We start from the raw sequence: 19,558 nt of genomic DNA, 5'->3' as shown, positions 1-19,558 counted from the left end.
TCACGGGGCAACGCCCCCGTAGCCGTACTGGCCGTAGCCCTGCTCGCCGTACTCGTCCTCCGGGGTCGAGGTCGGCGTATCCGTCGCATTGGACCCGGATGCGGGCGTGTCGGTCGGCGTGGCTGTCTGCGACGACTGGCCGCCGGGCGTATCCGTCGCGGTCTCCGGCCCGTCCGTCGGCGTCTCCGTGTCGCCGGGCACCGTCGTGTCCGTCGGCTGAGTCGCGTCCTCCGTCGCTGTCCCCGTAGCGGCCACGGTCGCAGTGGCCGTGGCGGTGGGAGAGCCACCGTAGCCGAACGAGGTCGGCGTCGGCGTGTCGTCGCCGTCGGGGTCGCCGTCTGAACCCCCGTCACCGGTGAGAATCGAACACCCGGCGGTGCCGACCACCATTGTCGCGCTCACCGCGGCGAGCAACTCTCGACGACGCGGGCCGTCGTCGTCCGTCATCGCCGTCGATACCTCCGTCTACGGGGCCGCCCCGACGCTACCGGGGCAGCCCTACAGCCGATCTTGTGCATCATGTTTCCCCCCATAGGAGCCACCTCGTACGTCCGGCGAATCCTATGGTTCCAATATCCGATGTGGTATGGGACTAAAAAAGGAGGGGCCACCGTGATAGCAACCGATCGAAGGGGGTTCGGGGCCACGACGAGGGGGATGGTCCCAGCGGGGAGGCACGGCCCCCTGCCACACGGCACCGACTGGGAGGCCGGGCGACGGAAGTCTCCACTCCGACAGCCGCTCGTGACCGCCAGCGTTCAGTCCGCGTTCTGCTCCGCCGTCGGCGACGGCTCCGCCTGTAACGGGTTCGTCGCGGTGCCCGCGGTCACGAGCCGCAGGAGTGCCCCGGCGTTGGTGAGGAACTTGTTCTCGGCCTTCCGGAGGTGCTCCTCGTACGTCGAGCGGGCCACCGAGGTCATGTCGGCCAGCTCACGGAGCGACGTGCCCCGTGGCTGTTCGTAGTAGCCGTTCTCGAGGGCGAGCTGCAGCGCGGCCAGCTGTCGGTCGGTGATGTCCTCGAACAACCGGTCGACCGGCATCAGCATGCTGTGTGGGAGTTGCTGGTCGGCGATGGCGGTCTTCGAGAGCACCTCGATATCACGGTCGGCCTCGAGGTCGTTGAGGAGTGCCCGGACGTCGGCCTCGTCGAACGCGATGACGGTGTAGTGCTCCCACCCGTGGCGGTGGACCGTCGGGGGCTGGTAGAGGCAGTTGTGTGCCTCGAACCGCTCGAGGATGGACTCCTCGAGCGAGCAGAGACACGCCTGCGTGACGACGTGGAGTCCGGAGTCGTCGACGGACTCGTGGAGCGTCGTGCCGAGCGTGCGGATGTCCTCGAGCAACTCCTCGGTCGGGGTCTCCGCCGAGGTGATCTCCAGCACCTGGCAGTCGCTCAGATACCACTCCCGGATCGTGAGGTCCGGGTAGCGGCCCGAGAGCTCCCGGTACGGACACTCGTGTCGCACCCGGAACGAGGCCTGATGGAGGCTCATACCGAACTGTTCGCCTCCAGCGGATTAACGGTGCCGGCCATGTCCCGCACCACCCCTATTCCGACAGGGTAGCTATCGGAGACCACTGATGCCGGAGATAGCACCAGACGAACTCGGCGACCGACTGCAGACCGACGAGCCCCTCGTGCTTGACATCCGCCACCGGGCGGACTTCGACGACTGGCACGTCCCGGGCAGCGTCAACGTCGACGTCTACGACGAACTGCAAGACGACCCGGAGGCGGCAAAGCCCGCGCTCTCGGAACTCCCCGAGGAGCGGGAGGTCGTCACCGTGTGTGCCGCGGGCATCGTCGCACAGACCGCGACGGACGTCCTCCAGGAGATGGGCTACGAGGCCGCCACGCTCACCGACGGGATGGACGGCTGGAGCCGCGTCCACCGGAGCGCCCCCGTGCCGGTCGATATCGACGGCGACCTGGTCCAGGTCGCCCGGCCGGGCAAGGGCTGTCTCTCCCACGTCCTCGTCTCGGACGGCGAGGCGGCGGTGTTCGACCCCTCGCACTACGCCGCAGAGTACGAGGCGGTCCTCGACGAGTACGGGGCCGACCTCGTCGGCGTCTTCGACACGCACGCGCACGCCGACCACGTCTCCGGTGGCACGGACCTCGCCGCCAGCCACGACGTGCCCTACTACCTCCACCCGAAGGATGCACTCGCCGTCGACGTCACGCCCATCGAGGACGGCCAGACGCTCACGGTCGGGAGCGTGGATATCGAGGTCGTCCACACGCCCGGGCACAGCGAGGGGAGCGTCTCGTTCGACATCGAGGGAGCGGCGCTCCTCACGGGCGATACGCTGTTCCACGAGAGCGTCGGCCGTGTCGAACTCGGCGTCGAGGCCGGCATCGAGGATTCGGACGTCGAGGCGAACGCCGCCACGCTCTACGACAGCCTCCAGCGCCTGCTGGAGCGACCGGACGACGCGGTCGTCCTCCCGTCCCACGACCCCGGGTCACCCGAGCCGCCGGTGACCGCGACGCTGGCCGAGGTGAACGAACGGAACGAGGACCTCGGCCGTGACCGCGAGGCGTTCATCGCGGAACTCGCCGCGGACATCCCGGACCACCCGCCGAACTTCGAGCGCGTCAAGCGGACGAACGTCGGACAGGAGGCGGTCCCGGACGACGAGCTGGCCGAGCTGGAGCTGGGCCCCAACAACTGCGCCGCCGAGTGATCGATGAGCACGTCGACTGAACTCAAACAGGGTATCCGCGAGCACATCGGGCAGTTCTCGCTGCACGTCCTCCTGGTGTTCGCGACCGGGCTGACCATCGGCTCCGAGCGGGCCGTCGTGCCCGTCCTCGGGCGCGACGTACTCGGCGTCGAGTCGCTGTTCGTCATCGGCTCGTTCGTCGTCTCCTTCGGCTTCGTCAAGGCCCTGCTCAACCTCTACGCCGGCAAGTGGGGCGATGCCTACGGCCGGAAGCCCGTCCTCGTCCTCGGCTGGGCGACCGCGCTGCCGCTGCCGGTCATCCTCATCTTCGCCCCCAGCTGGAGCTGGATCACCGTCGGGAACATCCTGCTGGGCATCAACCAGGCGCTGACGTGGAGCATGGCCATCAACGCCAAGATCGACCTGGCGGGGCCCGAACAGCGCGGGCTCGCGGTCGGCATCGACGAGGCCTTCGGCTACAGTGGCGTCGCCGTCGGCGCCTGGGTGACCGGCCTCATCGCGGGGCAGTGGAGCCTCCGGCCCGAGCCGTTCTACTTCCTCGGTGTCGTCGTGGTGCTGGCGTTCCTCATCACCATCTTCCTCATCAGGGAGACCGCCCAGTACGCGCAGGCGGAGATCGACGACGACGAGGACCACCACGACGCGAACCTGCCGTTCGACGCGGTGCTGAAGCGGGCGACCTACGGTGACCGGACGCTGTTCGCGGCGGCCCAGGCCGGCCACATCGAGAAGTTCGTGGACACGCTGTTCTGGCTGGCGGTGCCGCTGTATCTCACCAGCCAGGGACTGGGCATCGAGGCCGTCGGCCTCGTCGTCGGCATCCACAGCGCGATGTACTTCCTCCAGGTCGGGACCGGCGGGCTCGCCGACCGCATCGGCCGCCGGCCGCCGGTCCTGGTCGGGATGTTCCTGGCCGGCGGGGGCGTCCTCGGGATGGTACTGGTCGAGGGCTACCTCGCGTGGGCTGCCCTCTCGGCGGCCTCCGGGCTGGGGATGGCGCTGCTGTACCCCAACCTGATGACCGTCCCGAGCGACGCCGCCCACCCCACGTGGCGGGTCGCCGGGATGGGCGTCTACCGGATGTGGCGCGACGCCGGGTACGGCGTCGGCGCCATCGTCATCGGGCTCGGGATGGAGTTCGTGAGCGCCGAAGCCGCGTTCTACCTGACCGCGGCCCTGATGTTCGTCTCGGGGGCGGTCGTCTACATCTGGATGGAGGAGACCCATCCCGACTTCGGCACGCACGAGCCGGTGCCTGCGGAGGGGGATGCCGCGCCGACGCGGGCCGACTGAGGGCTCCCGCGACGAGCGCGCCACGGGCGTGACCGGTGGCTGCGAGCGCTCCCCTCAATCGCTGGCCACCGCACCCCCCACCAGGCCGCCGATGACGCCGAAGACGATGTTGGCCACGAACGCGGCGAGGACGATCACGACCGCGATGACCCCGTAGGCGGCGAGGAGGTTCTCCCCCTGTGGCGAGTTCGTGGCGAGGGGGGTGTTGGCGATGAGCCCGCCGAGGCCGACCGCCAGGACGCCGAACAGGAGGACCGCGAACGGGATGGTCGACAGCCCCCCCGAGACGGCCCCGACCTTCGCACCGCCGCCGGGTCCCTGCCGGTACAGTACCCCGCCGACGAAGGCTCCGCCGATGACCCCGACGAAGTAGAGGAGGCCCCCAGAGAACGAGGAGAGGAGCAATCCGAGGACGAACGCCAGTACGGCGCCGACGAGCGTGGTGACCCAGAAGCGGCCCGCCAGCGAACCGGCCGTTCCGGACGACTGGTCCCGGGCTCCGGTGTCGGTCTCTGCGGCGTCCGTCGTCGGGGACGCCTCACGCGTCTCCGTCCCGCTCGTCCCGTCGTTCTGACTCCTGCTGTCCGACAGCGACGTGCCACACTCCGGACAGAAGCTGGAACCGTCCGCGATCTCCGTTCCACATTCGTGACAGTAAGGCATTGTCCGATTCCGCTACCTGAAGTCGTTCGTTTGTTCTGGTGGTGCTATCCCTGCTTGGCGAGGTTCTCGGCGAAACCGCCGATGACGGGGGCCACGAACCGCTCTCCCTGATAGGCCTGGATCATCAGGTACACCCAGGCGACGAAGCCAGCCAGCCCGATCACCGCCTGGACGAGACCCAGCAGGGATATCAGGAGTACCCCGATGACATCCGGGAGGAACGACAGGATGCTCGTCAGCACCCCGAAGACCAGATACAGTCCTCCGAACGCCACCGACAGCACGATACTCTGTGCGGCGTGGAACTGCACGAACTCGTTCTCGTCCTCGATGATGAAGACGACGAGGCCGGTTAGCAGGCCGAGGACGTACGAGAGCGCAGCAGCCTGATTGGCCGGCAGGTCCAGGCTCGACTCCTGGTTCTCCGGGTCATCGGCAGTTCCAGCGGTACTCGACGTGGTGGTCGCCGTGGCGTCGGCGGTGGCCGTCCCGCCCGCCGACGTGGTGCTTGCGGTAGCCCCATCGGCGGCGGTCGTCCCCCCGGAACCGCGCTCGTTTGTTCCCGACGTACCGGAGGCGCTTCCCGCGGGCGGTGAGTTCGCCGCCGCCGAGTCCTCCAGAGAGGTCCCGCACTCGGAGCAGAACTTCACTCCCTTCGAAACCTCCGCGCCACAGTCCGGACAGTACGCCATCGGTCACGCACCCCCCGGGGCTGTGCCAGTCACGGCTCCGTACCCCTCGCCGACGGGCAGACCGCCCCCGTGGCATGTGACCCGTGTGGGTTCCCCCCCGGGCACCGTTCGCTCGACCCCCCCACAGACCGTGTGTGTTGATACCATGTATTGACACACATCAGTTAGTGTGCATAAAAATATTGTCCGGACGATCATCATCCGAACGGGGAGAGTGGTCTGGAACCACGAGGCTCCAGTCCGGACACCGCCACCCGATTTATGTTCGTCCGACGGCGAGACGAATCCGATGACACGACGACCGGCCGTGGCTCGCCGTTCCTGCATCACGGGTGCACGATGAAGATCCTGCTCACGAACGACGACGGCATCGACGCCCCCGGCCTCCGGGCGCTCGCGGACGCGCTCGAAGCACTGGGCGAGGTGACCGTCGTGGCACCAGCCGGGAACCAGAGTGCCGTCGGCCGAGGGCTCTCCTACGGCCGGATGGGCCCCGACGACGGCGGGAACGACGGCGACCTCGGACTGGGTGCGGACCCCGAGGACCCGTTCACGGTGACAATCCCACACGAGGAACACGAACTCGGGTACGCCGTCCACGGGACGCCCTGTGACTGCGTCATCCTCGGAATCGGCGCGTTCGACCCCGACGTGGTCGTCGCGGGCTGTAACGCCGGGGCGAACCTCGGCATCCACGTCCTCCCGCGCTCGGGCACCGCGAGCGCCGCGGTCGAGGCCGCCTCGCTCGGCGTGCCCGGCATCGCCGTCTCGATGGACGTCATCGGGCTGGACCGGGACGGGCTCGCCCCCGAGGACTTCGAGCGGGCCGCCCGCGTCGGCCGGACCGCCGTCGACCGGGCCCTCGACGGGGACGCCTTCGACCACACCGACTACCTCAACGTCAACGTCCCGCGGCCGGACCGCGACCTCTCGGGCGTGGCCATCACCCGGCCGACACCCCAGTACGACATGCACGCCGACCTCGCAGACGGTCGGTTCGCACTCCACAACCCGCTGCACGCGGGGATGGCCGAGGGGGACATCCCCGACGAGGGAGGCACCGACAGGCGGGCACTGCTCGACGACCGCGTCAGCATCTCCCCGCTCACGCTCCCGCGGCACGGCATCGACGAGGCCGTGTTCGAGCAGCTGGCGACGGTCTTCGCGGGCGTGACAGATTCGACGGTGTGAGGAGGTGACGGGTTCGACGGTCTGAGCCACGACGGTGGCTCAAAACGCTGTTTGAGCTACTGGTAGCTTTACATCCATCGCGCCACACGACTCGGATGCCGGAAGCCGCCCGAACGGTGCCCGGCATCACCATCCAGTGTCCGGGGTTGCCCGCCCCCCGGACGGTCCTGGATTGGTCCCCCCTGCCCCCCACCCTCCACCCCTGCCCCACTCCCACCACCGGGGCAGCCCTCCTCCACGGAGCACATGCCCAGCACCCGCTCCACACCGGCGACCGGCGGCAAGCGGCGGCGGTAACGGACCGAAACCTGGTACGCCGCGGGAGACGTGACATAGTATAAGTTAGCTGAAACTTACCGGACAGGGGCCGGTAGTCGGCCCCGTATGCCCGAGACAGTCGACTCCAGTGTGACGCTGACCCAGTTCACCGACCCCATGTGTACGTGGTGCTGGGGGTCCGAGCCGGTGTTGCGCCGGCTCCGAACCGTGTACGGTGACCAGCTCCGTCTCGAGTTCGTGCTGGGCGGGCTCGTCGAGGACTTCGACGCGTTCTACGACGCCGGCAACGACATCGCCGAGCCGAGCGACGTCGGCCCACACTGGCGCGAGGCGTCCGAACAGCACGGGATGCCCGTCGAGACGGCCATCTTCGAGACGAACCCCGCGCGGTCGACGTACCCCGCCAGCATCGCCTTCGCGGCCGCACGGCTGCAGGACCGCGAGCGGGCCCACCGGTACCTTCGGCTGCTCCGCGAGGCGTACGCGACCCAGGCGCGCAACGTCAACGAGCGTGCCGAGCAGGTGGCGCTGGCCGAACAGGTCGGGCTGGATGTCGCGGCCTTCACCGGGGCGCTGGACGACGGCACCGCACGGGCCGCCTTCGAGGACGACCTCGCGCGCACCCGAAACGCCGGCGTCCGGGCCTTCCCGACCTACCGCATCGAGGGGGCCGAGGAGACGTTCCAGCTCGCCGGCTTCCAGTCGTTCGACGCGCTCGCGGACCGGCTCGAAGCCGCCGCGGACGGGCTCGAGCAGTCGTCACCGCCGACGATTCGGGCGTTCGTCGCCGACCACGGCCCGGTCGCGACCCAGGAGGTCGCGACGGTGTACGACCTCGCCCGCGGGAAGGCACGACAGGCGCTCCAGTCGCTCACCGACGAGGACGCACTGCGGCGCGAGCAGCGCGGGAACGGGTACTTCTGGCACGCGGTCGCCGGCGGCGCCTCCCAGCGATAGGACGGCTACCGCCGGGGATGTTCGGCGTAGACCGCCTCGCCGAGCGTGTCCTTGTGGCCCTCGTTCGGGCCCCCGGCGATGGTCAGGAGCCGTGCATCCCGGAGGTAGCGTTCGACGTGCTGCTCGGTCGTGTAACCGATGCCGCCGTGGAGCTGCATCGCCCGGTTGGCGTTGTCGACGGCCGCCTGCGTCGCCTGTACCTTGGCCATGCTGAACTCACGGCTGGTGTCGAGCCCCCGGTCGGCGCGGTCGGCGGCCCGCAACGTCAGGAGCCGGGCGGTGTCGACCCGCTGGGCCATCTCGCCGACCTCCCACCGGACGCCCTGGAAGTCGCCGACCGACTGGTCGAACTGCTCCCGCTGGCTGGTGTACGCGACGGTGTCGTCGAGGGCGGCCCGGGCGATGCCGACCCCGCGGGCGGGGACGTTCACGCCCGTCCGGAGCTCCCCGCGCTGGACGTAGCCTGCCCCAACCTCGCCGACCCGCCGGTCGTCCGGAACGCGAACGTCCGAGAGCGTGGCTCGCGGGGATTTCACGGTCCGGGCGCCGAGGGTGTCCCAGACCTCGTCGACCTCGAACGCGTCGGCCGGGACCAGGAACGCGGTGATGTTGCGCGGCCGCTCGGCCTCGGGCCCGGTCTTCGCGTACGTGAGGACGTGGTCGGCGTGCAGGAGGTTGGTGACCCACTGCTTGTGCCCGTTCAGTACCCACTCGTCACCCGCCCGCTCGGCGGTCGTCTCCATCCGCAGTTTGTCGCTCCCGGCGTTGGCCTCGCTCAGGCCGAGGGCGCCGACGGTGTCGTACGCGGCCATCGACGGGAGGAACTCCTCGCGCTGGGTGTCGGTTCCGAACCGCTGGATGGCCTCGGCGACGCCGAGATGCAGGGCGAGGGCGCTGGCGACGGGCATGAGCGCCGCCGACAGCTCCTCGATGACGAGCGCGAGCTCGACCAGTCCCTCGTCCATCCCGCCGTACCGCTCCGGGAGCGTGAGGCCCGCGTAGCCGCGCTCCCCGAGCTCCTCGAGGAGTTCGGTCGGGTGGTCCTCGTTCCGGTCCAGTTCGATTGCCCGCGGCCGGATCTCGTCCTGTGCGAACCGTCGTGCCTCCTCGCGGAGCCGTTCCTGCGTTTCGGTGAGTTGCGTGTTCATCGGTCGTGGGAGTGCTGACTGCTGGTGGCCGTGCTATTTCGTTCTTGTTCCGACCGACGGCGGCAGGGTGGTGGGGAGGGGGCCGTCCGAGCATCGTTCGGGCGGGGAACGCTCTCGCGGGCGTCGCCCGGACGGGGGGCGTTCGAGCGCTCACGTTTCCGGAGCGAACCAGGCGAGGACCAGTCCGAGGCAGGCGATGCCGACCGCGTAGCCGAACGCGGCGAGGTACGTGCCGGTCGCGTCGATGAGCGCCCCGGCGACGAGGGGCGCGGTGAAGGCGCCCGAGATGCCCGCGGTTCCGAGCACCGACAGCGCCGTCCCGGAGATACCGGGGGCGACGGACTCCTGCACGTAGCTGTAGACGATACCGAAGGTGAGCTGGATGACGAACCCGGCCACCACCAGCAGGGCGGCGATGACGCGGACGCTGGTGGTGTACGCGACGAGTGCCGTGACGGGGAGCGCCACGAGGAACGACACCCGGAGGACGGGGATGCGCCGCTGTCCGAGCAGTCGGTCCGAGACGTAGCCGCCGCTGGCCCGCGAGACGATGCCGACGGCGGGGAACAGCGCCGAGAGCAGGCCGCTCAGCGCGAGCGAGATGGTGAACTGCTCCGCGAGGTAGGTCGGCATCCAGCTGTTGATGAACAGGTACAGCGAGTACGCCGCGAAGGCCATCGCGCAGCCGAACCGGACCGTCCGCGAGCCGAGCGCCTGCCGCACGTTCTGGAGCGCGTTCCCCGGCGTGTCGGTGGCCTGTAACTGGAGGTCACGCACCGAGTACCAGAACAGTCCCAGCGAGACCAGCACACAGCCGGCGACGAGCAGGAACGTCGCCGCCCAGGTGTCCGTCTCCGCGACGAGCGGGGTCACGACCTGTGCGAGGGCGAACCCGGCGGGGGCGCTCGTGGTGAACAGCCCCAGCGCGGTACCACGCGTGTCGCCGGTGAACGCCTGGCCGACGACGTTCGCCGACGCGGTCCAGACGATGCCGATGCCGGCCCCGGCGACGAGCCGGGACAGGATGAGGACCCAGAACCGGTGGTGTGCGCCGGCCCACCAGCCGAGTATCGAGGCAACGACGACGGTGAGCCCGGCGACGAGGATCGCCCGCACGTCACCGATCCGGTCGATGCCGCTCCCGAGCGCGAAGTTCGTCAGCGCCCACGCACCGGGCGTCGCACTGACGATCCAGACGGCCCGCGACGACGTGATGCCGAACTCCGTCGTGATGACCGGGAGCACGCTCGCCGGGACGATGATGTACCCCTGCGAGAAGACCGAGAGCAGCCAGGCACCGAACAGACACCCGACCGCGCGCCGCTGGGCGAGGAAGCCGGTCGTTCCCGGCCGAGAGACGGCCTCAGTCGTCATTCGTTGCCTCCATCCCCGTAGTGTGCATCACGGGTAGTCGGTCGCGCTACGACGTGTAATATCTCATGCGGGTTCCACTAAATCAGGTTACGTACCGATACCGGCGGTCGATATCCGGGTCGGTACGGTGGGTTACACCTGGCGAATCATACGTTACCTGAGATATTAGCGGAACGTCCCACAACGTCGACCTGCAATGGACCACGCGACGGCTCGCGACGACGGGAGACGCTGCGGTTCCCCGACCGGGACCGCACACGGCGGCCCCGACACGCGTTGGACAGGACCACACCACCGCAACCGACTATCCGGCCCTGCTCCCCACTCGTAAGTACGATGTCCCCGGATGAACCTCACCTTCCAGCGGACTCGACTTCCCGACCGGCGGAGTCGACGGCGACGGACGGACAGCGGCGACTCGAGTTCTCGGCCGCCGGCCTCCGTGCCGGCTTCGTCACGTGCGTCCCGGTCGCGCTCGGGGTCGGCGCCTACGGCATCGTCTTCGGCGTCCTCGCCCGCGAGGCGGGGTTGAGCGTTCCCACGGCGGTCGCCATGAGTGCGACCGTGCTGGCGGGGGCCGCCCAGCTCATCGCCGTCGGACTCTGGGACTGGCCCATCCCCGTCGTCGCCGTCGTCGGGACGACGCTGGTCGTCAACCTCCGGTACCTCCTGATGGGCGCCTCGTTGCGGCCGTGGTTCAGCCGGCTCTCGTCGCAGCAGGCGTACACGAGCCTCTTCTTCATGGCCGACGAGAACTGGGCGCTCACGGTCGAGGACCTCCGCTCGGGCAGCGGCCGCGGGGCCTTCCTCCTGGGGAGCGGCCTCGCCATCTGGGTGTTCTGGGTGGCCGCGACCGCCCTCGGCGCGGTCGCCGGTGGCGTACTCGGGGACCCGGCAGCCTACGGTCTCAACTTCGTCCTGACGGCCATCTTCCTCGCCCTGCTCGTCGGGTTCTGGGAGGGTCGCGGGACGCTCCTCCCGTGGGCCGTCGCCGCGCTCGTCGCCGTCGGGGTCCACACCGCTCTCCCCGGCCGGTGGTACATCCTGGCCGGCGGCGTCGCCGCCAGCGTCGCGGAGGTGATGCGCGGTGTTCGCTGACGTGTCGGTGACGGCCCTGGCGGTCGTCCTCGGCATGAGCGCCGTCACGTACGCGACGAAGGCCGGCGGGTTCTGGGTGCTCGACCGGGTCGAGCCGTCGGAGTCGGTCCGCGAGGCGCTCGACGCGCTCCCCGGTGGCATCATCGTCGCCATCCTCGCCGTCCGGCTGCTGGAGGGCGGCCCGCCGGAGTGGGTCGCCGGCCTCGCCGTCGTCGCCGTCGCCCACCGGACCGACAACGTGCTGCTCGCGATGGTGGCCGGCGTCGGCGTGCTGCTCGCGCTCCGCCACGGCATCGCCGGCATCGACTGAGTCCGGCTCGGACTCGCCCGTGATACCGAGTCTGGTCCTATTTCTCGCGACCGTCTTCACCATCTGGTTCTACATCGGCTACCAAGCCCATCTGATTCGAGACCAGTGGGGACCGAAACGGCGGAGGCCCCGGTAGTCCGCTGTTCCTCGGGTCGAGCGTTCCAGAAATGGTCAATATCCCAATATATCAAGTCGGCATTCAACGCCCCGTATCGAATTCAGCATCTTAACTCCCTAAACCACCATATGCTCCAGAAGAGGGTACGATAGTGCGTCGAGGATGCCCCGATTTAGCGGGCGAAACCTGGTATAGTATAATCTGCCTGAAATATATATCGCTCCATCCCATCGCTCCACACGCAACGATGTCAGCACTCGACGTGCGACACGACGCTGTGGGATCGACGCGGACGACCGACCCGCTGGCGGCCGCTCGGCCGGCCGGAGGTGACGCCTGATGGTGTTCGACTCGACGCTCTCGGGCGTGGCGTTCCTGCTCGGCCGGGCGCTGTTCGCGCTCGTCGTCGGGTACCTCGCGTTCGGGAACCTGCTGGACCTGGAGGCCTCGGTCGGCTACGCGCAGAGCAAGGGCACCCCGCTGGCCTCGGTCACCGTCCCGCTGGGCAGCCTTGGTCTGGTCGCCGGCTCGCTGGCGGTCCTGCTGGGGGTCTACCCCGCGGTCGGGGCGCTCGCGGTGATGGCGTTCCTCGTGCCCATCACGGGCATCATGCACGACTTCTGGACACTGGAGGGCCAGGACCGGCAGAACGAGCAGATCCACTTCCTGAAGAACGTGGGGCTGGTCGGTGTCACGCTGGTCTTCCTCGCGCTCTCGACGGTCGAGTGGCCGCTGGCGGTCGGCATCGGGCTCTGAGCCCATGTCGGTCCCCGACTCCGCGGCTGACGACGCGGATGCGGATACAGATGCAGACGCGGATGCATCTGCGGACGCGAGCATCCCGTGGCGGTCGCCGGCGCTGGTCGCCATCCTCGCGGCCACACTGTTGACCCCGACGGACGTCCCGCTCGTCAGCCCCGCCCTCCCACGCGTACAGGCCGCGTTCGGTATCCCCGAGTCCAGCGCCGGGCTGCTCGTGACCCTGTACGCCGTCCCGGGAATCGTCCTGGCCCCTGTCGTCGGCGCACTCGCCGACCGGGTCGGCCGCCGAGCGGTCCTGACGGGCTGTCTCGTGCTGTTCGGACTGGCCGGGACGGCCGTCGCCTTCACCGACGCGTTCGCGGTGGCGCTGGGCCTGCGGGTCCTCCAGGGGGCCGCCGCCGGCAGCCTGTTCGCCGCGCTGGCGATGACCGTCGTCGGCGACCGGTACGAGGGCGCCCGGCACGACGCCGTCATGGGTGTCACGTCGGCGGCGCTGTCGCTGGGGACCGCGGTCTACCCGCTCGTCGGCGGCTACCTCGCCGAGCGAGCCTGGAACGCGCCGTTCCTGGTGTACGCGCTCGCGCTCCCGGTTGCCGCCCTCGTCTGGGTGGCGCTCGACGACCGTGGGTCGGCCGGAGCCTCGGCCACCCGCGAATCGACGTCTGCCGAAACCGGCTACGTTCGGGGGGCGCTCCGGGCGGTTCCGACCCGACGAGCGCTCGCGCTCTACGGCGTCATGTTCGTCTCGTTCGCCCTCCTGTTCGGCGGGCTCTACACCGCCGTCCCGTTCTACCTCGACGCCGCGTTCGGCCTCTCGCCCGGGGCCGTGGGGCTGGTGACGAGCGCCGTGTTGCTCGTGACCGCCGCCGTCTCGATGGGGAACGGTCGGCTCGCGGGACGGGCATCGCGCACGGAACTGCTCGCGGCCGGCTTCGCGTGCTACGCGGTCGGCTTCCTCGGTGTCGCGCTCACCGGGGAACTCCCGCTGCTGGTCGGCGCGCTCCTCGTGTTCGGCGCCGGAAACGGGCTCGTGACGCCCACGCTGTTCGCCGGCGTCAGTGCCCTGGCCCCCGACCACGTCCGGGGCGGCGTGATGAGCCTGCAGACCACCACCATCGGTGTCAGTCAGGCAGTCGGCCCCGTCGCGTTCACCCTCCTCGCCGGCGCCGTGGGCGACCGGACGGCGATTCTGGGTGCAGCGGGCGTCGCGGCCGTCGTCGTGGTCGTGCTCTCGATGCTCCCCCTCGCTCCCCGCGGGACCGGCCCGGTCGCGGAGTCCGCCTGACGGCCGGGGGGACAGCCGGGAGGACAGCGGCGCCCACCTCCGGTGCCCGGTCCGGGAACGGGCATCCTCACCAACCTTTTTCGTCGACTAGCAGAACGACTCACGCATGAGCCACGAGCGGGGGGAGACGGACCGACCGACGGCCGCCGCGGAGTCGGCATTCACCGTCCTGAGCCACGAGCTCCGGCTGGAGATCCTGCTCGCGCTGTGGGAGGCGCCGGGGTTCTCGCTCTCGTTCGCGGAACTCCGGAAGGCCGTCGACGAGCGGGATTCGGGGCGGTTCAACTACCACCTCGGGAAGCTTCAGGACCACTTCGTCGTCGCGACCGACGAGGGGTACGAGCTGCAGTACCCCGGCCACCGGGTGCTGGACGCCATCCAGAGCGGCGTCTTCCACGAGGAGACGACCGTCGAGCCGTTCGGGCTGGCCGCGGACTGCCGTGCCTGTGGGTCGGGGCTCACCTTCGAGTACGGAACCGACTGCATCGGTCGGGTCCGGTGTCCCGACTGCGGGAACCGGGCCCTGGAGTGGCCGTTCGACCCCGGCGGCGTCGCGGACCGGGACCCGGAGGGCGTCGTCGCGGCGTTCGACCGCCGGACCCGGCTCATCTGGTCGTGTGCGCTCGACGAGGTCTGCCCGTTCTGCGCCGGGCGGATCGCCCGGGAGTTCACCGGTGCCGCCACCGAGGAGGGTACCTGCGTCGGCGTCATCGAGGGGCTGGACCGGTACGAGGAGTACTTCGCCAGCGACCACCCGGCGCTCGTCTACGTCGACTGCGAGCGGTGCAGCTTCTACAGCTTCCTGCCCGTCGGCGTGGTGCTGCTGACCCGCCCGGCGGTGACGGGACGCCTCCACCGCACCGGCGTGGCCGTCCGGGAGACACCGCTGTGGGACCTCGGGTTCGTGGTCGACGCCGACGCGCTCGACGTGCGGTCGACGGCGCCGTTCGAGGTCGCCATCGCGGTCGAGGACGGTGACGAGCCGCTGACCGCGGTCGTCGAGGACGGGCTCGCGGTCTCGCTGGAGGCCGGCGGCTGACGTGTCAGGAGAGTTAGAGCAACTGGTTTCGCCAAGCGCTTAATCACCGGTCCGGCGTTGGTCCACCCGACCGGGACGGGCTCCGAGGAGCGGTCCCCGTGGCCCCGTCCCATCGAACACAGCCATGACCGCAGAGACCGACGCCCGCCAGGAGGAGATTCGCGCCAGCAACGAATCGGCCTGCCCCGTCGTCCACGCCATCGAGCAGGTCGGGACGCCGTGGCGACTGAACATCCTCCACGCGCTCCAGGACGGCGAGCAGCGCTTCAACGAGCTCAAGCGCGCGACGAACGCCCGCTCGAAGACGCTCTCCGACGCGCTCGATGGCCTGGCCGAGGCGGACATCGTCGAGCGCCGGATGGAGGAGGCAGCACCGGTCGCCGTCTACTACAGCCTCACGCCGAAAGGCGAAGCGCTCGACGATGCCCTCTCGGAACTGGGCGACTGGGCCGAGGAGTGGACCGACGTGGCCACCGCGGAACGCCCCCGGTTGGCGGGACCGACCTCCTGACTGGTGGGCCACACCAGCCCGGAGACCGAGCGGTCGACCGGGGCCCCTTCAGAACGCGAGCCGTTCGACGAGCGCACGGACGAAGCTCCGACTCTTCAGCTCGCGCGGGTGTGCCAGGAGCACGGTCGCCTGCAGTCGGTCGCTGAGATCCGTCGCCGGGTCGCCGAACGCGAACTCGTGGACCCGGGAGTGGGCGACCGTTCCGACGATGGCGACATCGGTGTCCTGTGCGGCCGAGAGGAGGCCCTCGATGACATCCCTGGCTCTGACCACCTCGCTCGTCGTCGGGGCCTCACAGAGGGCTTCCAGACTGTGATGGTAGTCCCGGGCCGCCGTCTCCCGTTCCTCCGGCGCCTCCTCGGCGATGGCCGTGAGGAACCGGACCTGGGCATCGTACTGGACGGCGATGGCATCCGCGAGTGTGACCTTGAGCGGCCGGTACGGGCCACGCCGGGTGATGACCGTCACGTCGGTAACATCGTCCATCCCCCGGTCGCGGAGGAACACCGTATCGCAGGGGGCATTCTCCATGAACCAGTCGACGTCGCTGCCGAGCAGCTCCGCGTGATAACGCTCGGGCTCCCACTCGCCGAGCAGCAGGTCGGCGTCGATGTCCTCGGCGTAGTTGACCACCGCCCGCCGCAGGTCATGGCTGACGATCTCGTGGGCCTGGACCGGGACGGGGAGGTCGGCGGCCAGGTCCCGCGTCTCCTGCTCGAACTCGCGGTCCGACTCACTCATCGCCGTGGCCGACGAGAGCGTGAGCTGTTCGGGGACGGCCTCGAACCGTACCGCATGGACCTCGCCCTGGCGTTGCGCCGCGACGCTCGCCGCGGCAGCCAGCAGCGTCCGTTCCCGACGCTGGGTCGTCTCCTCGTCCATCGCGACGAGGACGGTTCCGTCGCCGTCCACGAACGCGTCCTCGACCTGTGACAGCGATTCGGCGTCCGCAGACCGACGAACGGCATCGAGGGCGGCTCCCTGGCGGTCGGTCTTCGTACGCGCATAGGCGACGTACCATACGACTCCCATCAGGACGATTCCGATAGCACCCCCTATCGCCACCCAGCCCATCTGGGTGAGCAGCACGACCCCCCCGACGATACCGAACAGCTGCACCCAGGGGTATGCCGGCGACGTGAACTCTGGGGAGTAATCCTCGAGGGAACTCTCGCGGAACGCTATCAGCGCGACATTGATGAACGTGAAGATGAGGATCTTGAACGCGCTTGCGAGTTTCGCCAGGTCCCGGACGGGGAAGAACGCGATGAGCCCAAGCAGGAGTCCCCCGGTAAGCAGGACGGATATCATCGGGGTCTTGAAGCGAGGGTGGACCTCCTTCAACCGCTCTGGAGCTAACTGGTCGCGACTCATCGCGAACGGGAACCGCGACGACGAGAGGAGCCCCGCGTTCGCCATGCTCGTGAGTGCGAGGACCGCGACGGCCGCGACGGCGAGTTCCCCCCACCGCCCGGCGAACTGGCGTGCGGCGAGCGCCATCGGGGTCAGCATGTCGTTGCTCATCAGCTCCGCCGGTGGCGAGACGCCGACGACGACGAACACGGTCAGGGTGTAGACGGCCATCATCAGCAGCACGGAGCCGATCATGGCGATGGGGATGTTGCGGCCGGGGTCCTCTACCTCCTCGGCCACGCTGGCGATCTTCGTCACGCCGGCGTAGGAGACGAACACGAACCCCGTCGCGGCGAGAATCCCACCGTTCCCGTGGGTCGTGAACGGCCGGAAGTTCGCGTTCACGACGTTCGTCATCCCGGAGAGCACGAACGCGGCGAGCGACAGGAAGACGAGACTGACGACGAACGCCTGGAGACGACCGCTCTGTTTCACGCCGACGACGTTCACGACGACGAGCAGGACCCCGAGCCCGAGGCTGAGGAGGACCAGATAGCTGCTCGGGACCGACACGAGGACGAGCACGTAGGCCCCGAGCCCGACGAGGGCGAACGCGCTCTTGAACACCAGCGAGAACCACGCACCGATTCCGGCGATGGTCCCGAGCAACGGCCCCATCGCGCGGTCGATGTACAGGTAGGTCCCCCCAGCCTCGGGCATCGCCGTCGCCATCTCGGATTTCGAGAGCGCCGCCGGCAGCACAATCAGCCCCGCGAGCAGGTACGCGAAGATGACGCTTGGTCCGGTTTTCTTCGCCGCGAGCCCCGGGAGGACGAAGATCCCGCTCCCGATCATCGCCCCGATGCTGATCGTGATCGTCGCGTAGAGTCCGAGGTCGCGCTCCAGCGATTTCGGCATCTGTCACCCACCCTTCCGTAGAGCCGAAGGCGAATGTCCTGTCACACCCTGTGGCAGACCGGGCGGGGGGTTAAAACGGCCGCTCCTCGGCGTGACGCGCGTACCGGTCGGCCGGGGGACCCCGACGATGGGGTTCGTGTACATGGAGGCGGCGTGCTACCTGACGGCGGCCCTGATGTTCGCCGCCGGGACGGTCGTCCCCTTCTGGATGGAAGGCCCATCCGGGGTTCGGGACCACGAGCCAGTATCCGCTGACGGCGCCACGCCAGTGGACTGCGCCGGTCGCCGACGCGACCAGGCCGCTGGTGCCGAGCTGTGTCGGGAGGCTGGGAATCACTCCAGCCAGCACCGACCCGTTCAGTCCGACGGTGTCAGCATCGGCTGTTCGACGTGCCGGCGCCAGAACGCGTCCTCGAGGTACGAACGGTCGATGCCCGTGTATCCCAGCGCCCGCGCGACGCGGCCGGCGGTGGCCCAGAGCAGTCGCTGGAGGGCGACCGGCGCAGCCGTCATCGTGGTGTCGTCGTACACGTCCTCGCTGAGGACCAGCCCGTGCAGGGGCCCCGGCTCGCCGAACCCGCCGTCGGCGGCGAAGGCGCCCTCGTGGTCGAGTCCCCAGGTGGTGTACAGGGACAGGACGGTCCGCATCGACGGGAGTTCGGCCCGGAAGGCAACGACGCCGTCGGTGTCGTTGCGGAAGGCGTGTTCGACCCCGGGACGAACCGTGACGGCGTCGCCGGGGTCGAGCCGATGTTCCTCGCCGTCGCGGACGACCGTCAGCCGTCCACGCAGCACCGCGAACCGCTCCGGCGCCGGATGCCGGTGGACCGGCGGCTGCCCCGCGTCCGGCCCCAGCCACTGGAGCAGCTCCGGGGCGTCGGTGTGCCCCGCGTCGGGACGGGAGAGCAGCGTCCCCCACGTCCCAGCCCCGGGGTTCGACGCCAGCGGTCGTGGGGCGTCCCGGAGGAGCGCAGCGGCCTCGCTCTCCGGGTCGAGTTCGAGCACCGGCCCTTCGCGGGGGGCGCCGTGCTCGTCCAGCGGGCGCCCGGTCCGTCGGACGGCGTCCAGTCCGGTCGTCGTGGTCATAGCCGGACGGTTCGCCCGCCAGCCGCGAGGGATTGCTGCGATAGATAGGAGGGTAGTTTAACCCGGGACTCCGCCGAACGGGCAGCCATGAAGCACCTCCGGGTCACGGCCGCGGTCGACCAGGAGCGGGCGCCGCCGTTCTACACGATGCTGGCGGACTCGCCGGCCATCGAGGAGACACGGATTCTCGAGTGGAACCTGACCGGCGGCGGGGTCGAGACGGTGTTGTTCGCCGTCGACGGCGATACGGAGCCGTTCGCCGCCGAGACGGCCCCCAGCGTCGAGTCGGTCGAGCGCACCGAGACGGACGGGCGGTGGACACACGTGCTGGTCGAACTGCGCCCCCTGGAGACGCCGCTGTTCGACGCCATCCGCGCGGCCCGGGGCCGCCCGGGTATCGTCGTCCGCAAACCCATCGTCTACCGCGACGGCGACATGCGCTTCCGGGTCGTGGGCAACGCCGCGGCGCTCCAGGCGGCTCTCGACGATGCCCCCGACGCGATGGACGTGAGGGTGACCGAAATCGGGACGTTCCACGGCGAGAGCGAGCATCCCGCCGCTGCACTGAGCGACCGGCAGCGCGAGGCGCTGGCCGTCGCGCTCGATCTGGGCTACTACGACCAGCCGCGGAACGCGACCCACGACGACATCGCCGCCGAACTGGGCTGTGCCCCACCGACCGCGTCCGAACACCTCCAGAAGGCCGAGGCCGAACTCGCCAGGGCCGCGATGGACGACCTGCGGAGCGACCGTCACCGATGACTGCCCGACGATTCCGCCGACACCGCCCCCC

The 19,558-nt window shown here is 69.6% G+C and carries 19 protein-coding genes; 11 read left to right on the top strand and 8 right to left on the bottom strand.

Annotated elements, in window-relative coordinates; genetic code table 11:
* Together NL114_RS10565 and NL114_RS10560 are read right to left on the bottom strand one after the other, a co-directional pair.
* The gene (locus NL114_RS10565; RefSeq protein WP_254820881.1) at positions 1-447 is read right to left on the bottom strand and encodes a hypothetical protein; all 447 of its coding nucleotides are present in this window, start codon (positions 445-447) and stop codon (positions 1-3) included.
* A gap of 311 nt (positions 448-758) precedes the next feature.
* Positions 759-1,493, bottom strand: a complete 735-nt coding sequence (locus tag NL114_RS10560) for a helix-turn-helix domain-containing protein (protein WP_254820880.1) — start codon at positions 1,491-1,493, stop codon at positions 759-761.
* 88 nt (positions 1,494-1,581) lie between these two features.
* On the opposite strand from NL114_RS10560, the gene NL114_RS10555 reads away from it, so the two are divergent.
* Positions 1,582-2,688, top strand: coding sequence for an MBL fold metallo-hydrolase (locus NL114_RS10555; protein ID WP_254820879.1), 1,107 nt, complete (start codon positions 1,582-1,584; stop codon positions 2,686-2,688).
* A 3-nt stretch (positions 2,689-2,691) separates the two neighbouring features.
* The gene (locus NL114_RS10550) at positions 2,692-3,981 is read left to right on the top strand and encodes an MFS transporter (RefSeq protein ID WP_254820878.1); all 1,290 of its coding nucleotides are present in this window, start codon (positions 2,692-2,694) and stop codon (positions 3,979-3,981) included.
* 54 nt (positions 3,982-4,035) lie between these two features.
* On the opposite strand, the gene NL114_RS10545 is transcribed toward NL114_RS10550, so the two are convergent.
* Together NL114_RS10545 and NL114_RS10540 are read right to left on the bottom strand one after the other, a co-directional pair.
* Positions 4,036-4,644, bottom strand: coding sequence for a zinc-ribbon domain-containing protein (locus tag NL114_RS10545; RefSeq protein WP_254820877.1), 609 nt, complete (start codon positions 4,642-4,644; stop codon positions 4,036-4,038).
* A gap of 44 nt (positions 4,645-4,688) precedes the next feature.
* Positions 4,689-5,336 carry a zinc-ribbon domain-containing protein gene (locus NL114_RS10540; protein ID WP_254820876.1) on the bottom strand — a complete coding sequence of 216 codons (648 nt, stop codon included), beginning with the start codon at positions 5,334-5,336 and terminating at the stop codon, positions 4,689-4,691.
* Between the two features lie 339 nt (positions 5,337-5,675).
* On the opposite strand from NL114_RS10540, the gene surE reads away from it, so the two are divergent.
* Together surE and NL114_RS10530 are read left to right on the top strand one after the other, a co-directional pair.
* Positions 5,676-6,527: a 5'/3'-nucleotidase SurE gene (gene surE / locus NL114_RS10535; RefSeq protein WP_350355423.1), complete on the top strand. Its 852-nt coding sequence runs from the start codon at positions 5,676-5,678 to the stop codon at positions 6,525-6,527.
* Between the two features lie 384 nt (positions 6,528-6,911).
* Positions 6,912-7,763, top strand: coding sequence for a DsbA family oxidoreductase (locus NL114_RS10530; protein WP_254820874.1), 852 nt, complete (start codon positions 6,912-6,914; stop codon positions 7,761-7,763).
* A gap of 5 nt (positions 7,764-7,768) precedes the next feature.
* Here the strand turns inward: NL114_RS10530 and NL114_RS10525 are convergent, their stop codons facing one another.
* Positions 7,769-8,911 (bottom strand): acyl-CoA dehydrogenase family protein, encoded by a 1,143-nt coding sequence (locus NL114_RS10525; RefSeq protein ID WP_254820873.1) that lies wholly within the window; start codon positions 8,909-8,911, stop codon positions 7,769-7,771.
* 150 nt (positions 8,912-9,061) lie between these two features.
* Positions 9,062-10,285 (bottom strand): MFS transporter, encoded by a 1,224-nt coding sequence (locus NL114_RS10520; protein WP_254820872.1) that lies wholly within the window; start codon positions 10,283-10,285, stop codon positions 9,062-9,064.
* Between the two features lie 336 nt (positions 10,286-10,621).
* On the opposite strand from NL114_RS10520, the gene NL114_RS10515 reads away from it, so the two are divergent.
* The 6 genes from NL114_RS10515 (at position 10,622) to NL114_RS10490 (ending at position 15,408) form a co-directional block, all read left to right on the top strand.
* A complete protein-coding gene (locus NL114_RS10515) occupies positions 10,622-11,383 on the top strand; it encodes an AzlC family ABC transporter permease (RefSeq protein WP_254820871.1) in 762 nt (253 codons plus the stop codon).
* Positions 11,373-11,693, top strand: coding sequence for an AzlD family protein (locus NL114_RS10510; RefSeq protein ID WP_254820870.1), 321 nt, complete (start codon positions 11,373-11,375; stop codon positions 11,691-11,693). The genes NL114_RS10515 and NL114_RS10510 overlap by 11 nt, the downstream gene beginning before the upstream one ends.
* Positions 11,694-12,150: 457 nt before the next feature.
* Positions 12,151-12,567, top strand: a complete 417-nt coding sequence (locus NL114_RS10505; protein WP_254820869.1) for a DoxX family protein — start codon at positions 12,151-12,153, stop codon at positions 12,565-12,567.
* Positions 12,568-12,571: 4 nt separating this feature from the next.
* On the top strand, positions 12,572-13,858 hold the full coding sequence (locus tag NL114_RS10500; protein WP_254820868.1) for an MFS transporter: 1,287 nt from the start codon (positions 12,572-12,574) through the stop codon (positions 13,856-13,858).
* 106 nt (positions 13,859-13,964) lie between these two features.
* The gene (locus NL114_RS10495; RefSeq protein WP_254820867.1) at positions 13,965-14,897 is read left to right on the top strand and encodes a winged helix-turn-helix domain-containing protein; all 933 of its coding nucleotides are present in this window, start codon (positions 13,965-13,967) and stop codon (positions 14,895-14,897) included.
* Between the two features lie 124 nt (positions 14,898-15,021).
* A complete protein-coding gene (locus tag NL114_RS10490; RefSeq protein WP_254820866.1) occupies positions 15,022-15,408 on the top strand; it encodes a winged helix-turn-helix transcriptional regulator in 387 nt (128 codons plus the stop codon).
* Positions 15,409-15,456: 48 nt separating this feature from the next.
* On the opposite strand, the gene NL114_RS10485 is transcribed toward NL114_RS10490, so the two are convergent.
* Positions 15,457-17,679 carry an amino acid permease gene (locus tag NL114_RS10485; RefSeq protein WP_254820865.1) on the bottom strand — a complete coding sequence of 741 codons (2,223 nt, stop codon included), beginning with the start codon at positions 17,677-17,679 and terminating at the stop codon, positions 15,457-15,459.
* A gap of 357 nt (positions 17,680-18,036) precedes the next feature.
* Entirely contained in the window at positions 18,037-18,765 is a 729-nt protein-coding gene (locus tag NL114_RS10480) for a cupin domain-containing protein (protein WP_254820864.1), read from the bottom strand.
* Between the two features lie 87 nt (positions 18,766-18,852).
* Here NL114_RS10480 and NL114_RS10475 point away from each other — a divergent pair, with 87 nt between their 5' ends.
* Complete coding sequence (locus NL114_RS10475) at positions 18,853-19,527, top strand: helix-turn-helix domain-containing protein (RefSeq protein ID WP_254820863.1); 675 nt, start codon at positions 18,853-18,855, stop codon at positions 19,525-19,527.
* The last annotated feature ends 31 nt before the right edge of the window (positions 19,528-19,558 follow it).

Origin of the sequence: Haloglomus halophilum (assembly GCF_024298885.1) — an archaeon.
GTDB lineage: Archaea > Halobacteriota > Halobacteria > Halobacteriales > Haloarculaceae > Haloglomus > Haloglomus halophilum.
This window is presented reverse-complemented; position numbering and strand designations above follow the sequence as displayed.